Here is a 25,971-nt window from a genome sequence, read left to right on the forward strand (position 1 = left end):
CGGCGACCGCCGAAACCGCACCATCACGATTCGGCCGGTACCTGGAAGCCGCCGGTGCTCGGGGCGAGCAGTTCGGCCAGGCGAAGCGGGGTGCGGTCCTCGAACGCCGGCCCGACGAGCTGCACGCCGACCGGCAAGCCCTCGGGGGACCGGCCCGCCGGGATGGCGGTGGCGGGCAGACCGGGCATGGTGGCCAGACCGGCCCAGACGAGCTGGTCGAAGTAGGGGTACTCGGTGCCGTCGATGTCGATGCGGCGTTCCATCGGATTCGGGTGGTGGTCGTGCGGAAACGCGGGCGTCGGCGTGATCGGGCAGACCACGGCGTCGAATTGGGTGAACAATCGCCGCCAGGCGTGGCGGTGGAGTTCACGGCGGTTGTTTGCCTCGATCCAGTCGCGGTGGCTGAACCCCATGGCGCGCAACCGCACGCTGTCGAGACTTTCATCAGCCGCGCTGAACTCGGTGACGGGAAACCGCGCCACAGAGCCGGAAACCAACAGTTGCATGTAGACCGTCGCGGCTTCGGCCAGATCGGGCAACAAGGAACTGTGCCGTTCGACGCGGGCCCCACCGTCGGCGAGCGCGGCGGCCACCCTCTCCACGCCCGCGCGCACGGCGGATCCGGTCGGGATGAGCGGATGTTCGTCGAGCACCAGGACCCGGAAATCGCTGAGCCGCTCGTGGCGGGCGGGTGGCAGCGCGAGCCGCTGCGCTATGCCGGACGTCAATGGATCCGGTCCGGCCATGACGTCGAGCAGGAGTGTGAGGTCGCGGGCGGAGCGCGCCATCGGCCCGACGACGGCGAGGTCGAGGTCGATCGGCAAGGCCGGTTCGGGCGGTGCGACCATGCCGCGGGGGGCGGCGAGGCCGAGCGTCGGCTTGTGGGCGTAGACACCGCAGAAATGCGCGGGGGTGCGCAGCGAACCGGCGATGTCGGAACCGATGGACAGCGCGCCGAACCCGGCCGCCAGCGCCGCCGCGGACCCGCCGGACGACCCGCCCGCCGTACGGCCGTGCTCCCACGGATTGCTCGTGGTGCCGTAGATCTCGTTGAAGCTCTGGATGTCCTGCAGTCCTAAGGGGACATTGGTCTTGCCGAGCACGACCGCGCCCGCGTCCTTGAGCCGGGTCACCTGGACCGCGTCCTCGACCGGCACGAAATCCCGATGCGGCGGCATGCCCCAGGTCGTGGGCAACCCGGCGATGTTGTACGACTCCTTGACCGTCACGGGAACCCCGAGCAACGGCCGGTCGTCCCCGCGCGCCCGTGCCCGATCGGCGCGGGCCGCGGCGGCCCGTGCCCGGTCGAAGTCCGGAACGCAGATCGCGTTGATCACCTCGTCGTCGCGTTCGATGCGGGCGATCGCCTCGTCGGTCAGTTCTGCCGACGTCACCATCCCGCCCCGCAACGCGTCGATGAGTTCTTCGGCCGTGTGAAAGCTCCACTCCATGAATCCGAAGCTATCCGGCCGCCGCTGAGGCCACGAAATTCTTCTTCGCGCAATAGGGAAGCCGACGACAACGGGGTCGACTGTCGAAGCCAACCAGGAGATCGGTTGGTTGAACGCTCGTAGCCGCGACATCCCCGGACCGAGCGCCGAGCGGCGACTGGTTCATGGAACTGGTCGGTCGCGCGATCAACGGCGTCGAGCTGCCCGACTACGCTGTCTGATTTGGACGGTCAGCCGCGACGAGCTAGGGCCAGGTCAGGGACGCGCCGAGCGCCGCGGTGAGGCGGGTGATGGCCTGGCGGCTGGTGGCGTCGGCGGCGTGTTCGGGGAGCCAGGCGCAGGCCAGGCAGGCGGCGGCGAGCCGGGCGGTGGCGCGGGCGGCGGCCAGGCATTCCTCGATCTGGGCGAGGGAGGGGCCGGGGCCGGCGGGGAAGCGCGCCCCGGGCACCTGGGCGCCGTCGATCACGTCGATGTCGAGGTGGAGGTAGACGGGGACGGGGCCGAGCCGTTCGAGCGCCGAGGTGACGGCGGCGGGTTCGGCGGGGATGCGGTGGACTTCGCTGGTGGTGAGGGCGTCGTGCTCGGCGGGGTCGAGGTCGCGCGCGTCGGCGAGCACGATGCTGGTGTCGGGGACGGGGCGCAGGCCGAGCGTGTCGTCGAACAGATCAGGGGTGCGGCCGGTCAGCGTGGCCAGCGCCATGCCGGCGAGATAACCGCTGGTCGAGATGGCGGGGGTGTTGAAGTCGCCGTGGGCGTCGAACCAGAGCACGGCCAGGTCGGGGTGGTGTTGCTGTTGTGCGGCCAGCACCGCGCGGGCGGTGGAGCAGTCGCCGGAGAGCACCAGGGGCCGGGTTTTCCGCGCCACCGCGTCGGTCGCGGCTCGGTGCAGGACGCTCATCCGGGCGGGGACCGGGCCGTCGGGGAGGGCCGGGCGCGCCACCACGGTCGCGGCGGCGGGGACGGGGAAGTCCGGGATGTGCTCGTCGAGGTGCCAGGGCGCGACGAGCAGGTCCCACGGGTCGGCGGTGCTGTCAGCCACGTGGTGTCTCCCTTTTGTTGTGGGCGAGCAGGTCGAGTAGCCGTCGGAGTTCGGTGGCGCCGGCTTGCAGGTGTGCGGTGAGTTCGGTTCTGGCTTGTTCCGGGGTGCCGTGCAGTGCGTCGAGCAGCTGGCGGTGGTCGTCCGCGGTGCGGCCGAGTTCGCGGCGGGAACGCTCGGCCAGCGCGAGGGCGAGGCGCTGTTCTTGTTGGAGTTGCTGGTGAATGCGGCGCAGCCGGGGGCTGCCGGTGGCCGAGACGAGGGTGGTGTGGAAGAGCCGGTCGCCGTCGAGCACTGCGGCGGTGTCGCCGCGGTCGAATGCGCCTTCGATCTGGTCGACCACTTCGGCGAGGTGCTGGTAGATCAGCGGGTCGCGGTGCTCGGTGAGGGCGTCAGCCGCGGCTAGTTCCACTGCGGCGCGGGCCGCGTAGATGTCGACGACGTCCGGCCCCGTGACATCGGCGACGACGATGCCGCGGTTCATCTGGTAGCGGACCAGGCTCTCGCTTTCCAGGGTGCGGGCGGCCTCGCGCAAGGTGCTGCGGGAAATGCCGAGCTCAGCGGCGAGGGCGGCCTCGCGCAGGGGAGTGCCGGGTGGCAGGCGGCCGGTCAGGATGGCCTGGCGGATCGCTTCGGTGGCCTGCTCGGTGGTGCTCTGCCGGTGGATGCTCGCACCGAGGCCACGGATCGGGTTCGTCATGGCCTCCTCTGGGGGATCCGATGCCTGCGGAGACCAAGTTGCCCTATTGTCGGGCAATCTGGCAAGGAACCGGGCAGTCGGCGATAAGGTGGGCTTGTGGCATCGGACGACATCGACTGGGGCGGACGGCGCGAGGGCGAGCCGACCAGTGCCGAACTCGCCTTCGCGAGCTCGCTGAACGTGCTGGTCCCGGGGTTGGATTACTGGCTGCACGCCGATGCCGACGGCACGCCCTGGCTGCTGGTTTCCCTGGATCTTGTTGAAGGGCAGTCCATTCGCGACACCTTGCGTCTCGATTTCGACGACGACGGCATCCGCGGCGGGTGCAGTCCGTCCTGCCTCAACTGGGACGACGGGGTCAGGGCCGAGGAGGCGTCGATCGACCTCTCCGGCCCCGACGGCCTGGTGGTCCCGGCGAACGGCGCGTCGAGCGAGGACCTGGCGCGCCGCGTCGCCGAGTGGTTCACCACGGTGAGGCGCTAGCGGCAGGGCGACCACAGCGATTCGTGAGAGATGAGCGGACGTGCTTGTGGTGCGCCAGAGGGCGGGCCCCGGAGCGGGCCGGCCGCGGAGAATCGCGTCAGCTTGTCGGTTCGGACTGCCAGGCGGTGAAGTGGTCGGTGGAATCGCCCTTGGTGTCGTAGCCGCGGTAGTAGGCGGTGGTGTTCGGGTTGAGGCAGTAGTCCCTCACGAAGATCTTGTCGCCATCGCGGACGAAGCAGACGTGCACATAACTGTTGTTCGACACCTCGTTGCCGCTGCAGCCGTGGCTGTCGGCCTGGATGGCGAAGTCGAGCGCCGCGACTTCGGTGGCGCTGGCCGGCTGGGCGATCTGGACGACGGCACGGATGCCGGTGCTCGCGCCCGGTGCTTCCTCGGCGATCACCGGTGACGCGAGCGCCAGCGCCGCCGCCCCCACCGCACCCGCGGCCACCATCGCCCGAATTCTGTTTCTCATCAGGGTTCCCCTCGATCGATACGGCCGTCGCGTTTCGAGTCGACCACGTGTTTCCGGGGCCCTGCACGGAAAGTAAGCGCTTTCACTCGAAAGCTGGCCCCGCGGACAGCAAACCGGATATGTGGGGTGTTCGACCCACACCGCCTCCCTGGCCGCGGAATACCGTTCCTGCCAGGGAGGGGACATGGACGACAGGATTCTCGACCCGGACGGCGCGTCCCGGCGGCTCGCGGCCTGGAAGGGCCGGATCGGCAAGCTGGCCGCGGCCACACAGGCGATGAGCGACCAGCTGAGCCAAGCCCGCGTGACCGCCACCGACCCGGCCGGGCTGGCCAGGGTGACCGTGGATTCGACCGGGGCCCTGGTCGGCCTTCAGCTGACCGACCGGATCCGCGGCGCGGCACCGGCCGCGGTCGCGCAGGCGGTGATGACGACGCTGGCCGCGGCGCGGCGTCAGATGGCCGACCGGTCGCGGGAACTCATCACCGGCACGCTCGGCGACGGATCCCCGACGGGACAGGCGATCGCCGAGGCGGTCGGCCGCCAGTTGCGCAGCACGCCCGTCCCCGCACCGGAAACGCCGCCCGCCGAACCGAAGAGCGAGCGCCGGCGGCCGAAGCTGCCCGTCCCCGACGATGACGACGACGGCTACGACCTGCGGTCCTACCTGCGGAGGGACTGAACATGGGCCAGGGATACCACGTCGACCCGGCGCAACTGCGCGCGCACGTGACCAATCTGGAGAAGCTTCGCGCGCGGTTCGACGCGATCAAGGCCGCCAGCGCGCACATCACCCGCGACGACGAGGCGTACGGCCTGCTGTGCGGCTGGATCGCCGGCGTGCTGGAAGACCGGCACCGCAAGCAGGACGAACTGATCGCGTACCTGGAGGAGAACCTGTCCATGGTGGCCGAATCCGTCCGCGCGGGCGCCGACGCGTACGAAAAGATCGAGGGCACCAACTCGGACCTCATCCGGACCGCGGGCGAGCTGGAACAGGCATGACCGGGACCTCGCTGATCGCACCGGTCGAGTCGTCACGGGAAGCGTGGACCGGGGCCGGGCTGGCCGACAGCGTCGAAAGCCTGTCCGACGCCATCAAGAGCGAAGGCTGGGTCGACGACGCGCTGGCGGGCGCGGGGCTCGCGATCGAAGTCGCGGCCACGGTGATCGACCCGTTCGGCGCGTTGCTGGCGAACGGCCTCGGCTGGGCGATGGAGCACTTCGAACCGCTGCGCGAAATGCTGGACGAGCTCACCGGCAAACCGGATGTGGCCAGGTCGCACGCGGCGACGTGGAACAACATGGCCGGCGAACTCGCCGCCGTCGCCAAGGAGCTCGACGCGAGCCTCAAAGGCGATCTGGCGGGCTGGACCAGTGAGGCGGCCGATGCTTACCAGGGGCTGATGGCCAACAACGTCGAGGCCATCGGCGGCCTCGGCGCGATCTCCGCGGCGCTGGCGGAGGCGACCGAGGGGGCGGCCGGACTGGTCGAGTTGACCCGCGAGATCGTCCGCGACCTGATCGCGGACCTGGTCGCCCGCGTCATAGTGTGGGCCGTCGAGGCGGTTTTCGTGGTGACGCTCCCGGTGGTCGCCGCGCAGATCGCCGCCGCCGTGGTCAAGTGGTCCGCCCGGATCCTGCTGTACACCACCGCGCTGATCGACAGTCTGACCAACCTCAGCAAGCTACTCAACGATTAGGCAATCCGATGCGCCTGTTCATCACGCTCGCGTTGGCGGTGTGGTTCGCGATGCACACCAGAAGAGGCACTGGCGGCACTTCCGCGCCCGGGAAGAAGAACAGTCAGGTTTCCGGCTCGGTCGACGCGAGTTCCAGCGTCGAACTGGCCCAGGTCAAAACCGGGGAACTCGGCGTGAAAGGCCGTCCCACCGGTCCGTTCGCCCGATTCCCGCTGAGCCCCACCGAGGCCGCGTCCCTGCCCCAGGACGCACGAGCCTGGCGGCGGCGGGACATCCCGCGCATCCACGAAGCCGATCAGGTGCGCAAGGACGCCGCCCCCGGTATCCGGAAGGCGCTCGACGACGCCGTCGCGGAGTTCCTGGCGCGTTCGCCCGACCAGGCGTACACCGGCGGTCGGGAAAAGCAGCTGAACGGCTGGATCGAGCAACGTGACGCGGCCACGCGGCGCAAGCACGAACTGCAGGACCTGGCGAAAGAAGGTCCGCTCAGCGAGCAACAAAAGAAAGACCTCGCGGAGGCGAAGGAAGAAGAAGGTAAGCTTTCGAAGCTGATCGAGAATGCGCCACCCCGGCTCAACGGGCTCGAAATCCACGCCATCTTCGAGCGCAACATCAACAACCGTGGCGCGGAGATCCTCGGGCCACACGCCGAAAACTACCAGTTGCGCGCCGAAGCGCCCTACCACATCGGCGGTCGTGGACAGCATCCCGAGAACGCCCCCGCCGACCTGAAAATGGTGTACCAGCGCCCCGACCTCGTGCTGGAAAGAATGTCCGACGGGACCGCCCAGTACACCGCGCACACCTACGACGTGAAGACCGGCAAGGCCGGAATCACTCCGGAGTGGGAGCAGAAGGTCGAACGCAACGCGCGCGGTTTGTTCCAGCCCGAGGAACTCCGGCCGACCGCGCAGGACCGCGCGGAGCTGGCCCGGATGGGCAAGGAGATCGCGGCCCACGCGAACGGCCGCCGGGTGGCGCCCTGACCGCACCCCGGTGGTGGTCGGATATCTTGCGCGAGTGGATATTCAGGTGCTGGAGGGCGCGTTCACCGAGGTGCCCACGGAGGCGGTCACCGGCATGGACCGGCGGGCGTTCGGGGAGTTCGTCGGCCCGGGTGGCGAGCTGGCTTCGTACGCTTTCGGCTGGACCACCGGGGCCGACCCGCACGTGGCCCGGCTGTCGGTCGGGATCGGCGCGGGCAACCCCGGCGGCGGGACCTTCCACGCGGTGATCTTCGTGGACGAGGGCGGGCACGCGTTCTCCCTGGTCGACGACCCGTTCGAGCGCGTGCCGCAGGGCGGCCCGGATCTGACCGCGGACCAGGCACGCGCCCACCAGGACCTGCCGTTCGTCTGGTGGGTGACCGACCAGGTCATGCAGCGCGATCGGCGTGCCTGGTGGTTGCTGCACTGGCTGCTGCGGACCACCTGCGTCCAGACGCTCGAAGTCTTCGAACACCGCGAGCCCGTGCTGTTCGTCCACCACGACGCCGAGGACGGCGTCTGGCAGCTCGCCGGCACCTCGGTCGCGGACGTCGGCACCGCCAAGACCGGGCACCTGCACCACGCCATCGACGAGGACCCGAGCCTGGTCGACGTGCTCAGCCTGCCACCCGGTCGCGGTGCGACCCGGACGGGCGCCGGGCAGCCGTGGTCAGCCGGCTTCGAGGAGCTCGGCTAACCGCCGGGTGTCTTCAAGGTAGCGCTCGTAGGGGAACCCGGCGGCGACGAGCACCGCGCGGAACTCGTCGTACAGGGGTTTCCCGTTGGCGTGGAAGGCTTTCCGCCCGGTGGCGGTGAGCGTGACCAGGCGCCGCCGGGCGTGGGCGGGGTCGACGATGATCTCCACCAGGCCATCCGCTTCCAGGGGGCGCAGCGCCCGGCTGATCGCCGGATCCGACACCGACAACGCCTGCGCGAGCTGGTGCTGCGTCGCCGGCTTTCCGCGGACGCCCTTCCTGGTCGAGATCGCCTTCGCCAACCTCGGGCTGGCGATCATGGGCTTCCGCGCCGCTTCGGCGTCGGCACGCGAGCGGGTCACCATCGGCCTCGGCGGCGGCATGTTCCTGTGGGGTGCGCTCGCCGGACACGTCTACCCGGCCGTGATGATCGTGCTCGCCGTGCGGTCCCGGCGCCTGGCCCCCGTGGCGGCCTGACCACCATGGAAAACCAGCACGGCGCCGACCGGCTCACCATGTTCGCCGACGCGGTGATCGCGATCGCGCTCACCCTGCTCGCACTGGAACTTCCCGTCCCCGCCGGCGACACCACCGGCGCCATGCTGAGCTCGGCGGTGGCCCACGGCAAGGAGTACCTGGCCTTCGCGCTCAGCTTCACGGTGATCGCCGCCCACTGGCGGGCCCACCACGAGATCTTCCGCCACGTCGGTTCGCTGACGCCCCGTCTGACCAGCCTCACCCTGGTCTGGCTGTTCATGCAGGTCCTGATGCCGTTCGCCACGCGCGTGCTCACCGCCGAAGGCGCCTTCCCGCCTCGGTTCAGTTGGTACGCGCTGGTGCAGAGCTTGGTGCGCAGCGTCTGCCTGGCCGCCGTTTTCGGGGTATCGATTTCGGTTTCGTTCGTGGCGCCAGGCACCGGCGCGTACCTGTGCTGGCTCGCCGCGCCGATCGTGCTGACCGCCGCCCGCCGCGTGCAGAGGCGTGCTGCTCCCTGAATGCTGCCTCGCGGCGGGAGGGCGGTGTCAGCGGAACGCGGCGACGTTGCGCCTGGCCCAGTCCGCGAAGGAACGCGGAGCGCGGCCGAGCACCCGCTCGACGTCCGGGCTCACGCGGAGTTCCTCGGCGGTCGGGGCGCTGATGATGTCCAGGGTGTCGTCGGCGAGTTCGGCGGGCATGCTTTGCGTCATACCGGCTTTGGCTTCCTCGCGGGTGAGTTCGTGGAACCGGATCGGCGAACCCAGTGCGGCGGCGAGGGCTTCCGTCTGCTGGCGCGGCGTGATCACCTCGGGCCCGGTCAGTTCGTACACGCCGCCGGTGTGCCGGTCGTCCAGCAGGCAGGCCGCGGCGACTTCGGCGATGTCCGCCGGGTCGACGATCGGCACGCCGGTGTCGCCGAAGGGGGCGGCGACCAGCTGCTGCGAACGGATGGATTCGGCCCACCACAAGGCGTTGGAGGCGAAGCCGCCCGGTCGCACGATCGCCCAGTCCAAACCGGACTCGCGCAGGGTGTCCTCCAGCGCGCGCATCGCGATCCGCGTGGTGCCGAACGGTCTGGTGGACACGCCCTGCGAGGACAGCAGGACGATCCGGCGGACCCCGGCGGCCGCGGCCCGGCTGATCACGTCGGCCGGGTTGGCCCCGGTGGCGTGCAGATCGCCGGACAGCAGGATGAACAACGCTTTCGCCCCGGCCAGTGCGGGGTCGAGGCTGGCGGGCTCGGCGAGGTCGGCCACCACGTGGCGGACGCCGTCCGGCACCGCCGCGGTGTGCCTTGACACCGCCGTCACCTCCTGACCCGCCTCGGCCAGTGCCTTCGTCAGCGGTCGGCCGACGTTCCCGGTAGCTCCGGTCACCACGATCATGCGACAAACTCCCTTGCGTCCGAATGTGTTCGTGACGGTAGGAGGCCGGGCTTACCCTTGGTAAGGACATACCTTTCGGTAAGCTCATGACGTGACCGGAGGCGTGCAGCTCACCCAGCCCGATACCAGGACCCCGTATGAGGTGTTTCACACCGACTGCCCCGCACGCGACGTGGTCGACCACGTCACCAGCAAGTGGGGCATCTGGGTACTGATCTCCCTGCTGGGCAACGACCTCCGGTTCTACGAACTGCGCGAGAGCATCCAGGGCGTCAGCGAGAAGATGCTCGCCCAGTCCCTGCGCGCGCTGGTCCAGGACGGGCTGGTGTGGCGGAAGGTCGAACCGACGACACCGCCGCAGGTCACCTACGGGCTGACCGAGTTCGGCCGGGAGGTCGGGGAGCCGCTGACGGAGTTGTTCGACCGGATCACCCGGCGGCTGCCCGCGCGCGACGCGGGCAGCTAGGCCGCCGCTAACGGAGGAACCGGGCGAGGGTTTCGGCTAGTTGCACGGGGTTCTCCTCGGCCATGTGGTGGCCGGAGTCGATGCGGGCCGAAGTCAGTCCGCCGCTGACCCAGGGTTCCCAGACGGCGGCGGGATCGCCGTAGAGGTGCTCCATGTCGTCCCGGGTCGACCAGGCGACCAGGGTGTCGCAGGCGATGGTGCGCCCGGCCGCCCGGTCCGCCTCGTCGTGCGCGCGGTCGATGGTGAGCCCGGCCCGGTAGTCCTCCAGCATCGCCAGCACGGTCGCCGGATCGCTGATCGCCCGCACCATGTCGCGGTAGTTGCCGGACCCCATGCGGTTCTCGTCGGGGCGGTACCAGGCGAGGGGATCGGCGGTGATCACCCGCTCGGCGTGCGGTGAGGCGCCGAAGAAGAACCAGTGCCACCACTCCTCGGCGAACCGGGCGTCGGCGCGTTCGAGCGCTTCGAGGATCGGCACGCTGTCCAAGACGGCGAGGCGGGTCACCGCCTCGGGGTGGTCGAGGGCGGTCCGGTAGGCGACGTAACTGCCGCGGTCGTGCCCGGCGACGGCGAACCGCGGGTGGCCGAGGGCACGCATCAGGGCGACGAGGTCGGCCGCCATGGTGCGGTCGCAGTAGACCTCGTGCCGTTCGTCGGGGACGGGTTTGGCCGACCGGCCGTATCCGCGCAGGTCCGGGCACACCACGGTGAAACCCGACTCGGCGAGCAGCGGGGCCACGCGGTACCAGGTGGTGTGGGTCCGGGGATGGCCGTGCAGCAACACGACGGGTGGTCCCGTGCCGCCGCTCCGGCCGTGGATGGTCACGGTGTCGGTGATCGGGACGTCCCACTCGTCGAAGGTGTCGAACATGCCCCCACCATCCCATCGTCGTGGTGGCCGGGTCCCACGACCTACCTCGAGTCTGAGACATACACGGCGTAGGTCATATACTGCCCGCATGTCCACGCCCCGGAGCCGGCGCGAGCAGTACTCCGACGCGACCAGGACCGCCCTGCTGGCGGCCGCCACCGCCCGGTTCGCCGAGCACGGGTACGCCGCCACCACGCTGGAGGACGTGGCCGCCGACATCCAGGCCACCCGCGGCGCGGTCTACCACCACTTCGCCAACAAGACCGCGTTGTTCGAGGCCGTGGTGGAGGAACTCCAGATCGACCTGGTGCGTCGCATCACCGAGGCCGCGGCGGGGATGACCGATCCGTGGGAAGTGGCGTCCCGCGCGGTCGGGGTGTTCCTCGACCGGTGCTGCGATCCCGTCTACGGGCGCGTGGTCTGGCAGGAGGCACCGGTGGCCTTCGGCTTCCGGCGCTGGCTGGAGTTCGAGGAGAAGTACGCCTACGGGCTGATCGAGCGACTGGTGCGGGCGATGCTCGAGACCAGCGAGGGCGACGCGCTACCGGGGGAGCCGATGAGCCGCCTGACCTTCCACCTGCTCGGCGGGGCCGGCCTCGCGCTGGCCGAGACCGCCGAACCGGACAAACCCCGGGTGAAGGCCGAGTACCAGCAGGTCGTGCTCCGGATGCTGGGCCGGTGACCGGGCTGCGGTTCGCCGTGCTCGGCCCGGTGCGGGCGTGGCACCGGGACCGGCCGCTGGACCTGGGGCCGGTGCGCCAGCAGGCGCTGCTCGCGGCGCTGCTGCTGCGCCCGGGCGTCACCTTCGGCAAACGCGAGCTGCTCGACCGCGTCTGGGGCGACGAACCACCGGGCACCGGGGTGAAGGTGGTGCCCGGCTACGTCTTCCGGCTGCGCCGGGGACTGGCCGCCGCCGGGGTGGACGCCGACGCGGTGATCACCAGCGACCGCGGTGGTTACCGCTTCGCCGCCGACGGGATCGCGCTGGATTCGGTGCGGCTGGAGGAGATCGCGGCCGAAGGCGCCGAAGCCGGGCGAGCCGGTGAACTGGCCACCGCGGTCGAGCTGTATTCGACGGCGCTGGGCCTGTTCGGTGGCGAGCCCCTGGACGGCCTGCCCGGCCCCTTCGCCGATGGGGAGCGCCGGCGGCTGACCGAACGCCGGATCGTCCTGTCCCAGGAGAAAGTGGACTGGCAGCTGAGGCTGGGCCTCTACACCGAGGCAATCGACGAGCTGTCCGTGCTGAGCGCCGCCCACCCGCGCAACGAGACGCTGGCCGGGCTGCTGATGCGCGCCTACTACGCCGGTGGCCGCCGCGCCGACGCGCTGGAGGTGTTCGCCAGGCTCCGGCACCGGCTGGTCGACGAACTCGGCATGGAGCCCGACGCCGAAGTGCAGCAGGTGCACCAGGCGATCCTGCGGGGTGACGACGCGCTGCTCGGGGTGGCGGCCCGGCGCGAAGAGCCCGTCGTGCGGCGGGCCAGGTTCGAACTGCCGCTCGGCGCCGGGGAACTGGCCGGGCGCGACCGGGAACTCGCCGTGCTGACCGCACCGGCGGCCGACGGCGCGGTGACCGTGGCCGCGGTGGACGGGGTGGCCGGTTCCGGGAAGACCGCACTGGTCGTGCGTGCCGCGCGGGAGCTGCGCGAGCAGTGCCCCGACGGCTGCCTGTTCATCGACCTGCACGGCCACAGCGACGATCGGACGGCCCCGCCCTCATCGCGGGTGCTCCGGCGGCTGCTGCGCGCGGTCGGCGTGGACGACAACGAGACCATGGACGACCTCGACGAGCTGGCCGCGTCCTGGCGGGCGGCGACCGCTTCGCTGCGCCTGCTGCTGGTGCTCGACGACGCCTCCGGTGCCGAGCAGGTGCGTCCCCTGCTGCCCGCGGGTCCGGGCAGCCGCGTGCTGGTGACCAGCAGGCGGCGACTGTCCGGTTTGGACGCCGCGCACCGCGTTTCGCTGGGGCCGCTGGGTCTCGACCAGGCGCAGGACCTGCTCAACCGGATCGTCGGCGGGGCGCGGGCCGGACGTGAGCAGGAGGCCGTGCGCGAGGTGGCCCGGCTGTGCGGCCGCCTGCCGCTGGCCCTGCGGATCGCCGGGGCGCGCCTGCAGAACCGTCCGATGTGGACCTTCGAGTACCTGGTGTCGCGGCTGGCCGACGACGGCAGCAGGCTCGGCGAGCTGACCGCCGAGGACCGCAGCGTGGAGGCGGCGTTCCGGCTGTCCTACGAGCAACTGGCGGACTTCGAGCAGCGCGCGTTCCGCATGCTCGGCCTGTCCCCGACGCCGGAGCTCGACCGGCTGGTGCTGGCCGCGCTGCTCGGCTCGCCGGCGGCCGAGGCGGAGCACGCGCTGGAGTCCCTTGTGGACACCAGCCTGCTCCAGCAGCCCGCGCCCGGCCGGTACCGGCTGCACGACCTGGTGGCGGTGTACGCCCGGCGGCTGGCCGCCGAGGAACCCGCGGAGGTGGTCGAGGCCGCGCGGACCGCCGTGGTGGACCTCTACATCGGCGCCGGGCGCCACGCCAGCGAATGCGGTCTGGCCGGCTTTCCCACCGGGCCGGAGCTGGACGGCGGGCCGTTCACCGGCTGGCGGGACGCGACGGCGTGGCTCGACCAGGCGGGCGACCTGCGTGACGTGGTCGCCTACGCGGTCGCCGTCGGTGGGGTGGACCGGGCCTGCTGGCTCGCCGAAAGCCTGGTCGACTACCTCATCCGGCTCAGCCGCTACGACGAGTGCCGGGCCGCCGTGCACCTGGTGCTGCCGCTGGCGAGCCGGGCCGCCGATCGCCGGATGCCCTCGGCGGTGCGGCTCTACCTCGGGTTCGCGCACGCCATGCCGGGTTACTACGAGCAGGCCCGCGACTGGTTCACCGAGGCGCTGCGGATCAGCGAGCACGCCGGTGCCGGCCGGGAGACGGCCAGGGCGCTCACCGGGATCGCCACGCTCGACGTGCTGGACGGGCGGTACGAGGAACCGATGGGCCTGCTGACCCGGTCGCTGGCCATGGCCACCGAGCACGAGGACGACTGGCTGGCGGAGCGCGCCATCTCCACCCTCGGCTACCTGCACCACCTCGGTGGCAGGCACGAGGAGGCGCTCGGGTACTTCGCGCGCTCGCGGGTGCTGGGGGAGAAGATCGGCAATCCGGCGATGGTGGGCCGGACGCTGTACTATTCGGGCTCGGTCCACCTGGTGATGGGCCACTTCGCCGAGGCCGCGCGCTTCCTGCGGCTCGGCGCCGAAGCGGCGAAGGACGTTTCCGACGGCAGGCTCTACGCGAGCTGCCTGACCCGGCTCGCCACCGCGGAACTGCAGATGGGCAACCTGGAGACCGCACTGGAACTGCAGCAGCGGGCGTTCGGCGAACTCACCGAGCAGATCGCCTACACCGCGCTGACGAACGAAGTCCACGAAGGACTCGCCACCACCCGGCGCGCCATCGAGCGGCGGGACCGGAGACTCCAAGCCGCGGGTGGACCGGCCTGAGCCGCCTACGATGGCGGTGTGACCACCGAAGTGCTGCCCGGCAGACGGGCGCAGCTGCGGGATTTCCTGCGCACGCGCCGCGCACGGCTGAACCCGGCCGATGTCGGACTGCCCGCGGCGGGGCAGCGGCGCACCCCGGGGCTGCGGCGTGAAGAAGTCGCGGTGCTCGCCGGGGTGGGGGTGTCCTGGTACACCTGGCTCGAACAGGGCCGTGAGATCAACGTCTCGGCCGAGGTGCTGGACGCGATCGGTCGCGCGCTGCGGTTGTCCGGACCGGAACGCGCGCACCTCTACCTGCTGGCCGGGCTCAACCCGCCGGTCGCCGAGGCGGCCACCGGCGATCCGGGGCGGTTGCGCCGGGTGCTCGACGGCTGGCCCTCACCCGCGGTGCTGCGTGACCGCTACTGGAACGTGCTGGCGGTCAACGAAGCCGCGCGCGACCGCTTCGGGTATGACGGGCCGGGGCACAACTGCCTGGTTTCGTTCTTCACCGACGACCGGTACCGCGCCGCGGCGGAGGAGTGGGCGGCGGCCGCGCCCGCGGTGGTCGCGGCGTTCCGGGCCGACGCGGCGCATTTCCCCGGTGACCCCGAATTCGGCCGGGTGGTCGGTGAGCTGAGCGCGGTCAGCCCGGAGTTCGCGGAGCTGTGGGCACGCCACGACGTCGGCACGCCGGTGCAGGACGTGCTCGCGGTGCGGGACGACGACTTGGTGTGGCGGTTCGAGAAAACGACGCTGGTGCCCGCCGACCGGCCGGACGCGTACCTGGTGCTGTACTCGCCCGCCTGAGGGTGGTGGTGGCAGACCCAGGTCGACCGAGCACTGCCACCGGAGGCGCGCGGGACGCACGCTGGGGCCATGAGATTCGACGGCAAGATCGCACTGGTGACCGGCGGCAGCGCGGGCATCGGGCTGGCCACCGCGCGGCGGTTGCGCGGCGAGGGCGCGACGGTGGTGATCACCGGCCGCGACCAGGCCCGCCTGGACACCGCGGCCGATGCGCTCGGGGACGTGCTCGCGGTCCGCGGTGACGCCGCCCGCCCCGACGAGCTCGACGCGCTGATGAGCACGATCCGCGACCGGTTCGGCGGGCTGGACGTGGTGTTCGCGAACGCGGGCGCCGCCGCGTTCCGGCCGAACGCCGAGATCACCGAGGCCGAGTTCGACCGGGTCGCGGACAGCAACTTCAAGGCCGCCTTCTTCACCGTGCAGAAGGCGGTGCCGCTGGTGCGGGGGCCGGCGTCGATCGTGCTCAACGCGTCGTGGGCGGTGCACCGCGGGGTACCCGGCTCGGCGGTCTACGCCGCGGCGAAGGCGGCCGCGCACAACCTCGCGCGGACCTACGCGGCGGAACTGGCAGGCACCGGGATCCGGGTGAACTCGGTGAGCCCCGGGTACATCGCGACCGGTTCGTTCCGGGAGAACGTCTCCGCCGAAGCACGGGCGGTGGCCGCCGCCGCGGTGGCCACCGGCAGGCTCGGCACACCCGAGGACGTCGCCGCCGTGGTCGCGTTCCTCGCGTCGGAGGACGCCGCCTACGTCAATGGCCAGGACCTGCCCGTCGACGGCGGGCTGATCGCCGTGAGCCCCGCGCCCATGCTCTGACCTGCGAGGATCGGCGTTACATCAAAATTTCATCACGGCGCCCTAGCGTCGCACCATCAGCACAAGTGCAGATGGAAGACGGGAAATGACCGACAACTCGGGTGACGGAACGCTGATCGACCAGGCCTCCGACGGGGTGCAGGACCTGGCCGCGGCCGCCACCGCCGGACTCGAGCAGGCCGGACCGGCCGGGGCGCTGGCCCAGCCGGTGGTGGATCTGCTGCGCAACGTGTGGGAGGGCTACTTCGGCTCGCCGATCCCGCCCGACGGCACGAACTGGAACGCCTACACCCACGAAGAGCTGTACCGGATGCTCTGGGACAACGCCGACGTCGGCGAGGTCAGCTCGATGGCGGCCGAGTGGGGGCGGCACGGCAGCGAGATGTCCGACCAGGGCGAGGAACTGCACACGCGGCGCGGGGCGCTGCAGTCGAACTGGAGCGGGGGCGCGGCCGAGCTGGCCACCACCCGGCTTGGCGAGATGGGGGACAAGAGCTCCGACATCGGCTCGCGGGCGAACACCGTGCAGGGTGCCACGCAGGACGCGGGCGACGCGCTCGCCGTCGCGCGCAACACCATGCCGCCGCCCGCGGACGACCCGCTCGGCGCCGGGGTGGCCGGAGCGGCCGCCGGGGCCGGGGCGGGCGCGGCCATCGGGGCGATCGTCGGATCGGGCGCCGGTGGGGTGGGCGCCGGTCCGGGTGCGCTGATGGGCGCGGCGATCGGCGCGGTGGCCGCGGGCGGGGCGAGCTACTTCGTGGCCAGCGCGGCGGCGGCCGAGCAGAAGGCGCAGGCGGTGCACGTGATGCAGCGCTACGAATCGAGCCTCAACGGCAGCAGCCAGCAGCTCAGCCCTGGTGCGGCGGCGCCGTCGGGCGGGGTGAACAGCGGGACCACCGCATCCGGTTTCGCCGGGACGGCGGCCGGGATGCCCGGCACCGCGACCGGCAGCGGCGGGCTGGCGTGGAGCCAGCTGGTCGGCTCCGGACCGCTGGACGCCGGTAACTCCAGTGGCGGCGGCGCGCTCGCCCGCGGCATGGCGGGCCGCGGCTCGATGGGCGGGCTGATGGGCGGCCGCGGCGCGAACGCCGGCGGCATGCTGCCCGGCGCCGGGGGCGCGCGGGGCGAGGGCGCCGAGGACGAGGTGCACGTCAACCGCCTGCCGACGATCGACCAGCGCCTCTTCCACGTCGAGGACAAGACCAGCAGCCCGGTCATCGGGCTCTAGCCAAGGGGAGAAAACGTGACTTCGGGGGCGACCCAGGGCGGCTTCCAGGTCGAGCCGCGGGAACTGTCCGCGCAGGTGGCTGCGCTGGCCAAGCTCGGCGACCGCACCACCGGCCTGGTGTCATCGGCGAACCGGCTGGCCGAGCAGCTGCCGCGGCTGGGCACCGCACCGCCCGCGCTGCACCTGGCGAGGCGGCTGCGCGAGGCGGCGGGACAGAGCGGCCTCTCCGGTGAAGTCACCGCGGCCGACGGGAAGCTGAACGACTACCACCGCGCGCTGCACGCGACGGTCAACCGGTACACCGACGCCGAAGCCGACCACACCAGGGCGCTGCGATCGGCCGAGCACACCGAGGGCGCGGGCGCATGACGGCGGTGGCCGAACCGGACACCGTCCACTTCGGACTCGTCGAGCTGGACCTGCTCGCCGCGCACGCCGGGGTGCCGGTGCCGTTCCCGCTCCGGGTGCCGTCTTTCGGGCGGCTCGCCGGGGAACGCGACGTGCTGCTCGCCACCGCGGGGGAGGCGCTGGCGCTGCGCGGGCTGGCCGACGACCGCGGCCCGGTCGGGGTGGCGGCGGAGGTGGTCACCGCGTTGCGCGAGCAGCGCGGCACCCTCGACCTGGTGCTGGCCGGGGAAACCGGCACCACCGCGGTCGCCGCGCTGGTCTACCGGTCCTCCGTGCTGGTGTTCCGCCAGGAACCCGGGGACACGCGGCGGCTCGGGGTGCGGCGGTTCGCCGACGCCGCGCTGGTCGCCGAACTGCTGAAGCTGGTGCCCGACCTGGCCGCGCCGGTGACCATGCCGATCACGCTGCCCGCGTCGGCGGTGACCGCGGTGACCGGGCTGCCGGCGGAAATCGGCGAGCAGGAGATGCGGGAGCTGTTCCGCGACCACGGTGCCGACCCGGCCGCGCTGGACAACCTGGTCGGCCTGCTGGTGCCGCTGACCGGGCGGGGGCAGCTCGGCGCCACCCGCGCCGGGCGGCGCACCGGGCCGGAACTGTCCTGGTTGGACGGTCCGAAGGGCAGGGTCAGGGTGGACCCGGCCGCGGACGGCTGGCTGAGCGTGAACCCGCTGCGGCGGGCCGCGGTGCGGTCGGCGCTCGAAGAACTGGCGACGATCGTGCGGAGTCCGCGATGAGCGAAGGGAACACCATGGATCCGGCCCGGTGGCTGGCCGACTACCAGTCCGACCTGGAGCGGCTCGACGCCACGGCGCGAGCGGTGGAATCGAACCTGCGGCAGGTCGGCGGCGCCGCGAGCTCACCACGCGGTGAGGTGTCGGTCTCGGTCGGGGTCAGCGGCGCGCTGGAGGGCCTGCGGCTGACCGCGGCCGCCCGCTCGCTCGACGCCGACCAGCTCGCGCAGCTCATCCTGGCCACCGCGCGGGAGGCGCAGCGGGTGGCGGGCGCGCAGGTCGTGGAGATCATGACCGAGTACACCGGCGAGGGCCCGGCGCTGGACCTCATCCGGCGGAACCTGGCCGCCGCCGAGGAACCCGCCGGTACGCCCGCGCCGGTCGATGACGACGACTACTTCTTCTCGACCCCACCGGAGATCTCCCGATGAACCCCGTGCTGGTCGACCCCGACCGCATCCGCGCGCACGCGAGCACAGCGGACGGGGTGGCCGCCGAGGTGTCGACCGTCGCCGCGGCCCTGCCCGGCGGTCTGGACAGCGCCGCGTTCGGCACCTTCACCCAGTTCCTCACCGAGGGACTGCGGGAGGTGCTCGACCGGACCGCCGGCGCGATCTCGCACGCCTCGGCCGCGGTGGACAGCATGAGCACCCGGCTCGGCCAGGCGGCGGACGGCTACCAGAGCACCGACGGCGACGGCGTGACCCGGGTGCGCGCGGCGGAGAACTGACCGGTGACCGCGGTCGCCGGTGTCGGACGGGCTTCGGCTGGGTGCTGGAGTTCGTCTCGTTCCCGGAGGAGCCGTTGACCACGTTTCCTCGGCGGCCGCGGCATATCGCGAGGCGAGTGTCGCGGAAACCGAGGACTGGAGCGGTTCCGGTGGTGCCGACTACCGATCGTCGGCAGCGCAGCTGGCCGACGGCATCGAGGCCGCCGCGCAGGCGAGCACGGCGGCCTCGGGTGGCGCGAGCGCGGCCGCCGCGATCCCGCAGGTGGTGCGGGTCGCCGTCGAGTACGGCGGGAGGATCGCCGAGAAGATGGGCGTGCTGCTGTCCAGCGCGGCGAACCTGCTGAAGCTGGTGCACGGCGCGGTCGCCGCGCTGGACGTCCTGGACGAGGCGCTGTCGAGCCTGGAAGGCCCGCGCGTCTAGCGGACCTTCCGGAAGAACACGCGCACGTCGTCGACCAGTGCGGCCGGGGCCTCCATGGCGAGGAAGTGCCCGCCGTGCCCGAGATCGGTCCAGTGCACGATGTGGTGGTCGCGCTCGGCCCAGCGCCGGATGGTGACGTCGTGCGCGGACACCAGGACACCCGTGGGCACCCGCGGCGCCGGTTCGGCGGTCCACTCACCCGAGCCGCCGCTCCAGTCCTGTGCCGCCAGCTCCTCGTAGTAGATCTGCGCGGCCGAGCCCGCGGTACCGGTGAACCAGTACAGCGAGATGGTGGCGAGCATGCGGTCGCGGTCCACGCACTCCTCCGGCAGCGCCTCCTCGGGCATGGTCAGTTCCTTGAACTTCTCCACGATCCACGCGAGCTGACCGGCGGGCGAGTCGTGCAGGCCGTAGGCCACCGTCTGCGGGCGCTTGGAGTTGCACTGCAGGTAGCCGTCGTTGAACTCCTGCATCGCCTGCCAGCGGCGCTGATCGGCCTCGGGCAGGTCGTCCAGTTCGCCCTCGGCGCCGATCGGGAAGGCGATCATCGCGTTGAGGTGGACCCCGATGACGTGCTCCGGATCCTGCTTGCCGATCTCCGGGCCCACCCACGAACCGGTGTCGTAGCCCTGCACGCCGTAGCGCTCATACCCGAGCGCGGCCATCAACGGCGGGAACAGGCTCGCCATCTTCGCCGCGTTCATGCCCGGCCCGGCCAGCGGGGTGGAGAAGCCGAACCCCGGCAGCGACGGGATCACCAGGTGGAAGGCGTCGGCCGGATCGCCGCCGTGGGCCCGCGGGTCCGACAGCGGGCCGATGACGTCGAGGAAGTCGGTCACCCCGCCGGGCCAGCCGTGCAGCAGGACCAGGGGAGTGGCGTCCGGTTCCGGCGAGCGCACGTGCAGGAAGTGCAGGCGCTGGCCGTCGATGGTGGTGACGAACTGGGGGTGCGCGTTGAGCGCGGCTTCCTGCGCCCGCCAGTCGAAACCGGTGCGCCAGTACTCGGCGAGGTCGGTCAGGTAGGCGACGGGCACGCCGCGGCTCCAGCCGACGCCGGGCAGTTCGGCGGGCCAGCGGGTGGCGGCCAGCCGTGCGGCGAGGTCGTCCAGCCGGTCCTGCGGGATGTCGATCGAGAAGGGGTGGATCTCCGGTGTCATGGGAACCACGCTAGGACCCGGTTAGGACAGCTCCGGTCCTAACGATCGGGCAGAATGGAACTCATGCTGGAGACCTCGGCACGGCTGCTGAAACTCCTGTCGCTGCTGCAGGCGCACCGCGACTGGCGGGGCACGGACCTGGCCGAACGCCTCGGCGTCTCCACCAGGACCGTGCGGCGGGACGTGGAACGCCTGCGTGAACTCGGGTATCCGGTGCACGCGCTCCAGGGCACGCCCGGGTACCGGCTCGGCGCGGGCGCGGCCCTGCCACCGCTGCTGCTCGACGACGACGAAGCTGTCGCGGTGGCCGTCGGGTTGCGTACCGCCACCAGCAGTTCGGTCAACGGCATCGAGGAGACGGCCTTGCGCGCGCTCACCAAACTGGAGCAGGTGCTGCCCGCGCGCCTGCGCCACCGGGTGAACACGGTGCAGACCGCGACCGTGCGGGCCGGGGTGGCGCCCGGACCGCGGGTTTCGGCGGACGCGCTGATGACCATCGCCGACGCGTGCCGCCGCCACGAGCGGCTGCGCTTCGACTACACCAGCGCGCGCGGCAGCGCGTCCCGCCGGAACGCCGAGCCGTACAGCCTGGTCAACTTCGGCAGGCACTGGTACCTGGTCGCCTTCGACGTCGACCGCGAAGACTGGCGCACCTTCCGGGTCGACCGGCTCGTCCCGAAAACGCCGGGCGGCCCCCGGTTCACCCCGCGCGAACTGCCCTATGAGGACGTCGCGACCTACCTGTCGCACCAGCTTTCCGCGCGAGCTTGGCCCTGCCAGGCGACGGTCACCCTGCACGAGTCCGCCGACGCCGTGGCGGACCGGGTCTGGCCGGGCATGGGCGCGCTCGAAGCCGTCGACGAGCGGAGCTGCCTGCTGCACCTCGGCGCCGAGACGGTGCCGGACCTGGTCTGGATGATCACCTCGGTGCACGCCGACTTCACCCTGGTCAGCGGACCGCCCGAGCTGGCGGTCGAGTTCCGGCGGCAGGCCGGGCGCTGCCTGTCCGCGCTCGCGTCAGTCGAGCCCGAGGTGTGAGCGCAGCGTGCTGCCCGCGTACTCGGTGCGGAACACGCCCCACTCCTGCAGGATCGGCACCACGGTGCGGGCGAACCCGTCCAGCCCGCCCGGCGTGAGGTGCGGGACGAGGATGAAGCCGTCGGCCGCGTCGCGCTGGGTCAGGTCGTTGATGGACCGCGCGACGGTCTCGGGCGCGCCGACGAACGTCTGCCGCGAGCTGACCTCGATCATCAGGTCGCGGATGGACAGCTTCTTCGCCTCGGCCAGCGCCCGCCATTCCTTCGCGGTGGCCAGCGGATCGCGGTGCATGCGCACGCTCGCGCGGCCGCGGGCCACGGTGTGCTCGCCGACCAGCGGGTCGACCTCGGGCAGCGGGCCGTCCGGGTCGTAGGCGCTCAGGTCGCGGTTCCACACCTGCTCCAGCAGCTTGATCGCGGTCTGCCCGCTGACCTGCCGGCGCCGCACGACCGCGGCCTGCTCGAGCGCGTCCGCGTCGGTGTCACCGAGCACGAAGGTGGCCGCGGGCAGCACCTTGAGCTGGCCGGGCTCCCGGCCGTACTTGGCGAGCCTGCCTTTGACGTCGGCGTAGAACTTCTGGCCCGCTTCCAGGGTTCCGTGGCGGGAGAAGATGGCGTCGGCGGTGGCCGCGGCGAATTCGCGGCCCTCGTCGGAATCCCCGGCCTGGAAGATCACCGGGCTGCCCTGCGGGCTGCGTGGCACGGTGAAGTGGCCGGAGAGGGCGAAGTGCTCGTCGTGGTGGTCGAACGCACCGGCGCCGGGTTCGGCGAGGAAGCGCCCGGTTTCCTTGTCCGCCAGGATTTCGTCACCGCGCCAGGAGTCGAACAGCAGCCACGTGGTGCGCAGGAACCGCTCGGCGCGGCTGTAGCGGTCGGCTTCGGCGAGGAAGCCGCCGCGCCGGAAGTTCTCGCCGGTGAACGCGTCCCACGAGGTCACCACGTTCCACGCGGCCCGGCCGCCGGAGAGGTGGTCGAGCGTGGCGAACTGCCGGGCCACCTCGTAGGGCTCGTTGAAGGTGGAGTTGATCGTGCCGGCCAGGCCGAGCCGGTCGGTCACCCCGGACAGCGCGGCGAGCACGGCGAAGGTGTCCGGCCTGCCGACTACGTCGAGGTCGTAGATCCGGCCGTTCTGCTCACGCAACCGCAGTCCTTCGGCGAGGAAGAGGAAGTCGAACTTCGCGTCCTCCGCGGTCCTGGCGAACCGGCGGAACGAGTCGAACTCGATGTGGCTGCCCGCCTCGGGATCGCTCCACACGGTGGTGTTGTTGACGCCGGGGAAGTGCGCGGCGAGGTGGATCTGCTTGGTCGAGTTGGTCACTGCGTCTCCGTGGCGTAGCGGCTGGCAGGGCGGGTCAGGCCCAGGCGGTCCCGCAGGGTGCCTTCGGCGGGGCCCGTCCGCAGCCGGGGGAGGACGTACCGCGTGAGCGCGGTCAGGTCGTGCGGCAGCGTGCCGGGGATCAGCCGGAAGCCGGTGAGCCCGGCGTTGCGCGCGTTGATCAGCGCGAGCAGTTCGGCCGGGGTGCCGGTGAAAACCGGGCTGCCGGGGTCGAAGGCGGTGCCGTCGAGGTCGTCGAGGCGGTTCAGCCGGTCCTGGGCCGCGGTCGCGGAGCCGTCGAGGAAGACGACCAGATCGCCGAACACGTGCCGCCCGCCGAAGTCGGTGGCCTGCCTGCCGGTCCAGTCCGGCAGGAGCACCGCGTCGGCGACGTGGGCCAGCTCCGGCGGGGCGAACACCGGCGGCTGGCCCTGCGGCGGCCGGGGCGTGATGGACGGTCCCTTCACGCTGAACCACCGGCCCGTGAAGTCGATGTAGTGCAGCTTGTCGCGGTCGACGAACCGGCCGGTCGCGGCGTCCCTGATCTCGGCGTCGTCCTCCCAGCTGTCCCAGAGCCGCCGGACGACCTCGATGTAGTCGGCGCCTTCCTCGATCAACTCCTGCGGGGACAGCGCGTTCGCCGGGCGCCTGCCGACGTGGGCGGCCGCCGCCGGATCGGCCGAAGTCCGCACGAGCAGCCCGGCGCGGCCGGTGCTCGCGTAGTCGAGCGTGGCGATCGCCTTGGCGAGGTGGAACGGCTCGGTGTGGCTGGCGACGAGCGTGGGCACCAGGCCGATCCGGCTGGTGTTGGGCGCGATCGCCGAGGCGGTGAGCACCGCGTCGAGCCTGCCGTGCACGCGGTCGGCGCGTCCCGCGTTCGGGGCGCCGAACGAATCTTCGAGGGTGACCAGGTCGAAGCCGCCCGTCTCGGCCTCCCGGATCAAATCGAGCCAGTAGCGCGCGGTGAACAACTCGGCGGGCCGCGCTTCGGGGGTGCGCCACGCGGCGGGGTGGCGGCCGGCGCCGTCGAGCGCGACCGCGAGCAGCGGCGGGGTAACGGTCATCAGTGCCTCCGGGTGAGCAGGGACAGCAGGTGGCGGGCGACGGCGTCGTTCTGCCGGAACACCACGCCGTTGGTCTTCGGCCGGGTGAACGCGCCGGGGGAGCGGGCGCTGGTGTGCGGGCCGAGCGCGATCCGCCGGTCGTGGGCCCGCCCGTCCGCGCCGACCAGGTGCCCGTCGGCGGTGGTGCGGATGCGGCCGGTGGTCCGGCCGCCGGGCAGGTCCTCCTGGGTCAGCTCGCCGCGGTCGCGCAGGGCGCGGATCAGCGGGTCGGCCGCCCGTGCCACGCTCGGTGCCGGGAGCCGGGCGTCGATCAGCGTGGTCGCCGCGACACCGCCGTCCCGGACCGCCGGGCTGCTGCCGTGGAACCGGCCGTCACGTGCTTCCACGACAAGGTCGGGGCCGAGGAACCGCACCAGCCCGGCCTCGTTCAGCGCCAGCAGTTCACGCAGCCGGTGGCCCGGCGGTCCGCTGGCGAAGAAGCTGAAGAAGCCGAACCACCAGCCGTCCACATCGTCCACTTGGGACGCGGAATCGAGCTTCCCGGCCTGCACCAGCCTGGCCAGCTGGCCGAACACCGACAGCAGCGCCAGGAACGCGCCCAGGTCCGCGCTGAACTCCGCGTTCGCGCGCCGGTCGAGATCGGCCTCGATGTGCGCACGCAGGTACCGGGTCAGCTCCTCCGGGCCGGTGAACCCCAGCCCGGTCAGCGGCCGGTCGATCGCGGCCGGGTCGAACCGGTCCGCCGGATCCGGCACCGCCTTGTCCACAAGGGACTCCAGTTCACCGCTGCCCCAGGCGGATTCGGCGTAACACGCGGTGAACTCGGCGAAGTCGACGCGGACGCGCTCGGGGTGCCCGGTGAAGAGCTCGTGGTAGTGGCCCCAGGCGATGTCCTTGGCCATCAGCGGCCAGAGGTCGCGGGTGAAGTCCAGTTCACCGGGTCTGGCCAGCAGCTCGTCGACCTCGGGCGGGCCGAAGAAGCGCGGCAGGGGCGCCGGTGGGCCGAGCAGGCGGTACTCCGGCTTCGCGTGGTAGGGCACCCCGCGCCGGGAGCCGGCGTGCAGCACCGGTTCCCGGCCGGAGGGGTGGTAACGCAGTGAACCGTCGGCGCGTTCGGTGAACCGGCCGCCGCGGCCTTCGGTCAGCAGGACCACCAGGTCCACGAAGGCCAGGCCGAATCCGCGCGCCAGCACGGTTTCCCCCGGTTCGATGGCGGACAGGTCCAGGTCGGCGGTGTAGGCGGGCGGGTAGTACCGCAGGCCCTCGGCCTCGGCGTAGGCGGCCAGTTCGGCCTCCGGTGGTGCCGGGTCCGCGTCGAGGTGGCCCAGTGCCAGCACCACCGCGTCGACGGCGAGCGGCTCGGCGCCGTCGAGGTGCACGGTCTGCTGTCCGCCGGGTGCGCCGGTGACGTCGACCGCGCGGCCGTGGTGCGAGCGCACCTCGATGTGCGCGGGCAGCGAATCGCGCACGTGGCGGTGGAACCAGTCCAGGTAGGCGCTTTGCAGGCGGCGCGTGGGGAAGGTGGTCGAGGTGACCGCCCGGACTTCGGCGGCTACCCCGGGGTCGAGATCGACCGCGAGGTCGCCGTCGCGCACCGCGTCCACCCATTCCGCCAGCGTCGGGCCGGGCCGGATCGGGCCGTCGCAGCGAACGGTCTCGTCGGTGAACATGGTGACGTCCTCGGGCATGGAGTTCATGCGCAGCAACGGTGACTGCGCGAACCGCCACACCCGGCCGGGGCCGCCGGGGAACGGGTCGATCAGGTGCACGGTCAGCGGTCCGGTGGCGAACTCCGGTGCGCTCGCGGCAATACGTTCGAGCAGCCCGGCGCCGCGCGGCCCGGCACCGACCACCGCGATCGCCTTCGCGCCGTCCACAGTGGACGTCAACAGGTGGCCAGCCGCATCGCCTGCACCGCGTCGAGCTCGGTGCGCACCGGCAGCCAGCGCCAGATCCAGCTCATGTACTCCTCCTCAAGCCCCGTGGATGTGGTGCGGGTGCTCGGGAAGCGATCAGAACTGGCCGGCGATGCGCGCGAAGTCCAGGTGGCGCCGC

The 25,971-nt window shown here is 71.9% G+C and carries 30 protein-coding genes and 1 pseudogene; 20 read left to right on the top strand and 11 right to left on the bottom strand.

Annotated features, from left to right (window positions below; translation table 11 throughout):
• Nucleotides 1–23: 23 nt before the first annotated feature.
• The 3 genes from JYK18_RS32545 to JYK18_RS32555 all read right to left on the bottom strand — a co-directional run bounded on the left by JYK18_RS32545 (nt 24) and on the right by JYK18_RS32555 (nt 3,187).
• Complete coding sequence (locus JYK18_RS32545; RefSeq protein ID WP_206807236.1) at nt 24–1,451, bottom strand: amidase; 1,428 nt, start codon at nt 1,449–1,451, stop codon at nt 24–26.
• Nucleotides 1,452–1,695: 244 nt separating this feature from the next.
• Nucleotides 1,696–2,490, bottom strand: a complete 795-nt coding sequence (locus tag JYK18_RS32550) for an arginase family protein (RefSeq protein WP_206807237.1) — start codon at nt 2,488–2,490, stop codon at nt 1,696–1,698.
• Complete coding sequence (locus JYK18_RS32555) at nt 2,483–3,187, bottom strand: GntR family transcriptional regulator (RefSeq protein WP_206807238.1); 705 nt, start codon at nt 3,185–3,187, stop codon at nt 2,483–2,485. Before JYK18_RS32555 ends, JYK18_RS32550 begins: the two co-directional genes overlap by 8 nt.
• A 96-nt stretch (nt 3,188–3,283) precedes the next feature.
• Between JYK18_RS32555 and JYK18_RS32560 the strand changes: the two genes are divergently transcribed.
• Nucleotides 3,284–3,670: a hypothetical protein gene (locus JYK18_RS32560; RefSeq protein WP_206807239.1), complete on the top strand. Its 387-nt coding sequence runs from the start codon at nt 3,284–3,286 to the stop codon at nt 3,668–3,670.
• A gap of 97 nt (nt 3,671–3,767) precedes the next feature.
• Here the strand turns inward: JYK18_RS32560 and JYK18_RS32565 are convergent, their stop codons facing one another.
• Nucleotides 3,768–4,145 (bottom strand): hypothetical protein, encoded by a 378-nt coding sequence (locus JYK18_RS32565; protein ID WP_206807240.1) that lies wholly within the window; start codon nt 4,143–4,145, stop codon nt 3,768–3,770.
• 184 nt (nt 4,146–4,329) lie between these two features.
• Between JYK18_RS32565 and JYK18_RS32570 the strand changes: the two genes are divergently transcribed.
• The 5 genes from JYK18_RS32570 to JYK18_RS32590 are packed head-to-tail and all read left to right on the top strand — an operon-like array spanning nt 4,330 to nt 7,531.
• Nucleotides 4,330–4,827 (top strand): YbaB/EbfC family nucleoid-associated protein, encoded by a 498-nt coding sequence (locus tag JYK18_RS32570; protein ID WP_206807241.1) that lies wholly within the window; start codon nt 4,330–4,332, stop codon nt 4,825–4,827.
• A 2-nt stretch (nt 4,828–4,829) separates the two neighbouring features.
• On the top strand, nt 4,830–5,150 hold the full coding sequence (locus JYK18_RS32575; RefSeq protein WP_206807242.1) for a type VII secretion target: 321 nt from the start codon (nt 4,830–4,832) through the stop codon (nt 5,148–5,150).
• Nucleotides 5,147–5,848: a WXG100 family type VII secretion target gene (locus tag JYK18_RS32580; protein ID WP_206807243.1), complete on the top strand. Its 702-nt coding sequence runs from the start codon at nt 5,147–5,149 to the stop codon at nt 5,846–5,848. Before JYK18_RS32575 ends, JYK18_RS32580 begins: the two co-directional genes overlap by 4 nt.
• A gap of 8 nt (nt 5,849–5,856) precedes the next feature.
• Nucleotides 5,857–6,834 (top strand): hypothetical protein, encoded by a 978-nt coding sequence (locus tag JYK18_RS32585; RefSeq protein WP_206807244.1) that lies wholly within the window; start codon nt 5,857–5,859, stop codon nt 6,832–6,834.
• Between the two features lie 34 nt (nt 6,835–6,868).
• Nucleotides 6,869–7,531: a hypothetical protein gene (locus JYK18_RS32590; protein WP_307796159.1), complete on the top strand. Its 663-nt coding sequence runs from the start codon at nt 6,869–6,871 to the stop codon at nt 7,529–7,531.
• Here the strand turns inward: JYK18_RS32590 and JYK18_RS32595 are convergent.
• Nucleotides 7,505–7,849 carry a MarR family winged helix-turn-helix transcriptional regulator gene (locus JYK18_RS32595; RefSeq protein ID WP_242582336.1) on the bottom strand — a complete coding sequence of 115 codons (345 nt, stop codon included), beginning with the start codon at nt 7,847–7,849 and terminating at the stop codon, nt 7,505–7,507. The two genes, JYK18_RS32590 and JYK18_RS32595, sit on opposite strands and share 27 nt — an antisense overlap.
• Here JYK18_RS32595 and JYK18_RS32600 point away from each other — a divergent pair.
• Both JYK18_RS32600 and JYK18_RS32605 read left to right on the top strand, forming a co-directional pair.
• Nucleotides 7,788–8,006, top strand: a pseudogene (locus JYK18_RS32600) (DUF6790 family protein); the annotation flags it as partial. The gene JYK18_RS32595 and the pseudogene JYK18_RS32600 overlap by 62 nt on opposite strands.
• Nucleotides 8,007–8,011: 5 nt before the next feature.
• A complete protein-coding gene (locus JYK18_RS32605) occupies nt 8,012–8,524 on the top strand; it encodes a TMEM175 family protein (protein WP_206807245.1) in 513 nt (170 codons plus the stop codon).
• Nucleotides 8,525–8,551: 27 nt separating this feature from the next.
• Here JYK18_RS32605 and JYK18_RS32610 read toward each other — a convergent pair whose 3' ends face one another.
• Nucleotides 8,552–9,391, bottom strand: a complete 840-nt coding sequence (locus JYK18_RS32610) for an SDR family oxidoreductase (RefSeq protein ID WP_206807246.1) — start codon at nt 9,389–9,391, stop codon at nt 8,552–8,554.
• Between the two features lie 91 nt (nt 9,392–9,482).
• Between JYK18_RS32610 and JYK18_RS47060 the strand changes: the two genes are divergently transcribed.
• A complete protein-coding gene (locus tag JYK18_RS47060) occupies nt 9,483–9,857 on the top strand; it encodes a helix-turn-helix domain-containing protein (RefSeq protein ID WP_206807247.1) in 375 nt (124 codons plus the stop codon).
• A 7-nt stretch (nt 9,858–9,864) separates the two neighbouring features.
• Here the strand turns inward: JYK18_RS47060 and JYK18_RS32620 are convergent, their stop codons facing one another.
• The gene (locus JYK18_RS32620; protein ID WP_206807248.1) at nt 9,865–10,728 is read right to left on the bottom strand and encodes an alpha/beta fold hydrolase; all 864 of its coding nucleotides are present in this window, start codon (nt 10,726–10,728) and stop codon (nt 9,865–9,867) included.
• A gap of 88 nt (nt 10,729–10,816) precedes the next feature.
• On the opposite strand from JYK18_RS32620, the gene JYK18_RS32625 reads away from it, so the two are divergent.
• The 10 genes from JYK18_RS32625 to JYK18_RS32670 all read left to right on the top strand — a co-directional run bounded on the left by JYK18_RS32625 (nt 10,817) and on the right by JYK18_RS32670 (nt 19,343).
• Complete coding sequence (locus tag JYK18_RS32625) at nt 10,817–11,410, top strand: TetR/AcrR family transcriptional regulator (protein ID WP_206807249.1); 594 nt, start codon at nt 10,817–10,819, stop codon at nt 11,408–11,410.
• Nucleotides 11,407–14,220 (top strand): BTAD domain-containing putative transcriptional regulator, encoded by a 2,814-nt coding sequence (locus tag JYK18_RS32630; RefSeq protein ID WP_206807250.1) that lies wholly within the window; start codon nt 11,407–11,409, stop codon nt 14,218–14,220. Before JYK18_RS32625 ends, JYK18_RS32630 begins: the two co-directional genes overlap by 4 nt.
• Nucleotides 14,221–14,238: 18 nt before the next feature.
• Nucleotides 14,239–15,009 (top strand): helix-turn-helix transcriptional regulator, encoded by a 771-nt coding sequence (locus JYK18_RS32635; RefSeq protein WP_206807251.1) that lies wholly within the window; start codon nt 14,239–14,241, stop codon nt 15,007–15,009.
• A gap of 69 nt (nt 15,010–15,078) precedes the next feature.
• Complete coding sequence (locus JYK18_RS32640) at nt 15,079–15,825, top strand: SDR family NAD(P)-dependent oxidoreductase (protein WP_206807252.1); 747 nt, start codon at nt 15,079–15,081, stop codon at nt 15,823–15,825.
• 85 nt (nt 15,826–15,910) lie between these two features.
• Nucleotides 15,911–17,053 carry a WXG100 family type VII secretion target gene (locus JYK18_RS32645; RefSeq protein ID WP_206807253.1) on the top strand — a complete coding sequence of 381 codons (1,143 nt, stop codon included), beginning with the start codon at nt 15,911–15,913 and terminating at the stop codon, nt 17,051–17,053.
• Between the two features lie 15 nt (nt 17,054–17,068).
• Nucleotides 17,069–17,422 (top strand): hypothetical protein, encoded by a 354-nt coding sequence (locus JYK18_RS32650; RefSeq protein ID WP_206807254.1) that lies wholly within the window; start codon nt 17,069–17,071, stop codon nt 17,420–17,422.
• Nucleotides 17,419–18,195 (top strand): ESX secretion-associated protein EspG, encoded by a 777-nt coding sequence (locus tag JYK18_RS32655; RefSeq protein ID WP_206807255.1) that lies wholly within the window; start codon nt 17,419–17,421, stop codon nt 18,193–18,195. The genes JYK18_RS32650 and JYK18_RS32655 overlap by 4 nt, the downstream gene beginning before the upstream one ends.
• A complete protein-coding gene (locus JYK18_RS32660) occupies nt 18,192–18,623 on the top strand; it encodes a YbaB/EbfC family nucleoid-associated protein (protein WP_307796160.1) in 432 nt (143 codons plus the stop codon). Before JYK18_RS32655 ends, JYK18_RS32660 begins: the two co-directional genes overlap by 4 nt.
• Nucleotides 18,620–18,922 (top strand): type VII secretion target, encoded by a 303-nt coding sequence (locus tag JYK18_RS32665; protein WP_206807256.1) that lies wholly within the window; start codon nt 18,620–18,622, stop codon nt 18,920–18,922. Before JYK18_RS32660 ends, JYK18_RS32665 begins: the two co-directional genes overlap by 4 nt.
• 19 nt (nt 18,923–18,941) lie before the next feature.
• A complete protein-coding gene (locus JYK18_RS32670) occupies nt 18,942–19,343 on the top strand; it encodes a hypothetical protein (RefSeq protein ID WP_206807257.1) in 402 nt (133 codons plus the stop codon).
• On the opposite strand, the gene JYK18_RS32675 is transcribed toward JYK18_RS32670, so the two are convergent.
• Complete coding sequence (locus JYK18_RS32675) at nt 19,340–20,500, bottom strand: epoxide hydrolase family protein (RefSeq protein ID WP_206807258.1); 1,161 nt, start codon at nt 20,498–20,500, stop codon at nt 19,340–19,342. The genes JYK18_RS32670 and JYK18_RS32675 overlap by 4 nt on opposite strands.
• Nucleotides 20,501–20,563: 63 nt before the next feature.
• On the opposite strand from JYK18_RS32675, the gene JYK18_RS32680 reads away from it, so the two are divergent.
• The gene (locus tag JYK18_RS32680; protein WP_206808263.1) at nt 20,564–21,538 is read left to right on the top strand and encodes a YafY family protein; all 975 of its coding nucleotides are present in this window, start codon (nt 20,564–20,566) and stop codon (nt 21,536–21,538) included.
• Here the strand turns inward: JYK18_RS32680 and JYK18_RS32685 are convergent.
• Genes JYK18_RS32685 through JYK18_RS32695 form a run of 3 tightly spaced genes read right to left on the bottom strand, consistent with a single transcriptional unit; the run spans nt 21,518 to nt 25,805 of the window.
• Nucleotides 21,518–22,855 (bottom strand): NtaA/DmoA family FMN-dependent monooxygenase, encoded by a 1,338-nt coding sequence (locus tag JYK18_RS32685; RefSeq protein ID WP_206807259.1) that lies wholly within the window; start codon nt 22,853–22,855, stop codon nt 21,518–21,520. The genes JYK18_RS32680 and JYK18_RS32685 overlap by 21 nt on opposite strands.
• Entirely contained in the window at nt 22,852–23,916 is a 1,065-nt protein-coding gene (locus tag JYK18_RS32690; RefSeq protein ID WP_206807260.1) for an LLM class flavin-dependent oxidoreductase, read from the bottom strand. Before JYK18_RS32690 ends, JYK18_RS32685 begins: the two co-directional genes overlap by 4 nt.
• Nucleotides 23,916–25,805, bottom strand: a complete 1,890-nt coding sequence (locus JYK18_RS32695; protein ID WP_242582339.1) for an FAD/NAD(P)-binding domain-containing protein — start codon at nt 25,803–25,805, stop codon at nt 23,916–23,918. The genes JYK18_RS32690 and JYK18_RS32695 overlap by 1 nt, the downstream gene beginning before the upstream one ends.
• Nucleotides 25,806–25,971: the final 166 nt, after the last annotated feature.

This window comes from Amycolatopsis sp. 195334CR (genome assembly GCF_017309385.1).
Classification (GTDB): domain Bacteria; phylum Actinomycetota; class Actinomycetes; order Mycobacteriales; family Pseudonocardiaceae; genus Amycolatopsis.

Coding starts and splice junctions, on each gene's coding strand:
- JYK18_RS32575 (WP_206807242.1), top strand. CDS start 4,830: ATGGGCCAGGGATACCACGTCGACCCGGCGCAACTGCGCGCGCACGTG.
- JYK18_RS32595 (WP_242582336.1), bottom strand. CDS start 7,849: ATGATCGCCAGCCCGAGGTTGGCGAAGGCGATCTCGACCAGGAAGGGC.
- JYK18_RS32640 (WP_206807252.1), top strand. CDS start 15,079: ATGAGATTCGACGGCAAGATCGCACTGGTGACCGGCGGCAGCGCGGGC.
- JYK18_RS32645 (WP_206807253.1), top strand. CDS start 15,911: ATGACCGACAACTCGGGTGACGGAACGCTGATCGACCAGGCCTCCGAC.
- JYK18_RS32565 (WP_206807240.1), bottom strand. CDS start 4,145: ATGAGAAACAGAATTCGGGCGATGGTGGCCGCGGGTGCGGTGGGGGCG.
- JYK18_RS32625 (WP_206807249.1), top strand. CDS start 10,817: ATGTCCACGCCCCGGAGCCGGCGCGAGCAGTACTCCGACGCGACCAGG.
- JYK18_RS32680 (WP_206808263.1), top strand. CDS start 20,564: ATGCTGGAGACCTCGGCACGGCTGCTGAAACTCCTGTCGCTGCTGCAG.
- JYK18_RS32610 (WP_206807246.1), bottom strand. CDS start 9,391: ATGATCGTGGTGACCGGAGCTACCGGGAACGTCGGCCGACCGCTGACG.
- JYK18_RS32660 (WP_307796160.1), top strand. CDS start 18,192: ATGAGCGAAGGGAACACCATGGATCCGGCCCGGTGGCTGGCCGACTAC.
- JYK18_RS32620 (WP_206807248.1), bottom strand. CDS start 10,728: ATGTTCGACACCTTCGACGAGTGGGACGTCCCGATCACCGACACCGTG.
- JYK18_RS32555 (WP_206807238.1), bottom strand. CDS start 3,187: ATGACGAACCCGATCCGTGGCCTCGGTGCGAGCATCCACCGGCAGAGC.
- JYK18_RS32665 (WP_206807256.1), top strand. CDS start 18,620: ATGAACCCCGTGCTGGTCGACCCCGACCGCATCCGCGCGCACGCGAGC.
- JYK18_RS32690 (WP_206807260.1), bottom strand. CDS start 23,916: ATGACCGTTACCCCGCCGCTGCTCGCGGTCGCGCTCGACGGCGCCGGC.
- JYK18_RS32585 (WP_206807244.1), top strand. CDS start 5,857: ATGCGCCTGTTCATCACGCTCGCGTTGGCGGTGTGGTTCGCGATGCAC.
- JYK18_RS32570 (WP_206807241.1), top strand. CDS start 4,330: ATGGACGACAGGATTCTCGACCCGGACGGCGCGTCCCGGCGGCTCGCG.
- JYK18_RS32580 (WP_206807243.1), top strand. CDS start 5,147: ATGACCGGGACCTCGCTGATCGCACCGGTCGAGTCGTCACGGGAAGCG.
- JYK18_RS32655 (WP_206807255.1), top strand. CDS start 17,419: ATGACGGCGGTGGCCGAACCGGACACCGTCCACTTCGGACTCGTCGAG.
- JYK18_RS32545 (WP_206807236.1), bottom strand. CDS start 1,451: ATGGAGTGGAGCTTTCACACGGCCGAAGAACTCATCGACGCGTTGCGG.
- JYK18_RS32675 (WP_206807258.1), bottom strand. CDS start 20,500: ATGACACCGGAGATCCACCCCTTCTCGATCGACATCCCGCAGGACCGG.
- JYK18_RS32605 (WP_206807245.1), top strand. CDS start 8,012: ATGGAAAACCAGCACGGCGCCGACCGGCTCACCATGTTCGCCGACGCG.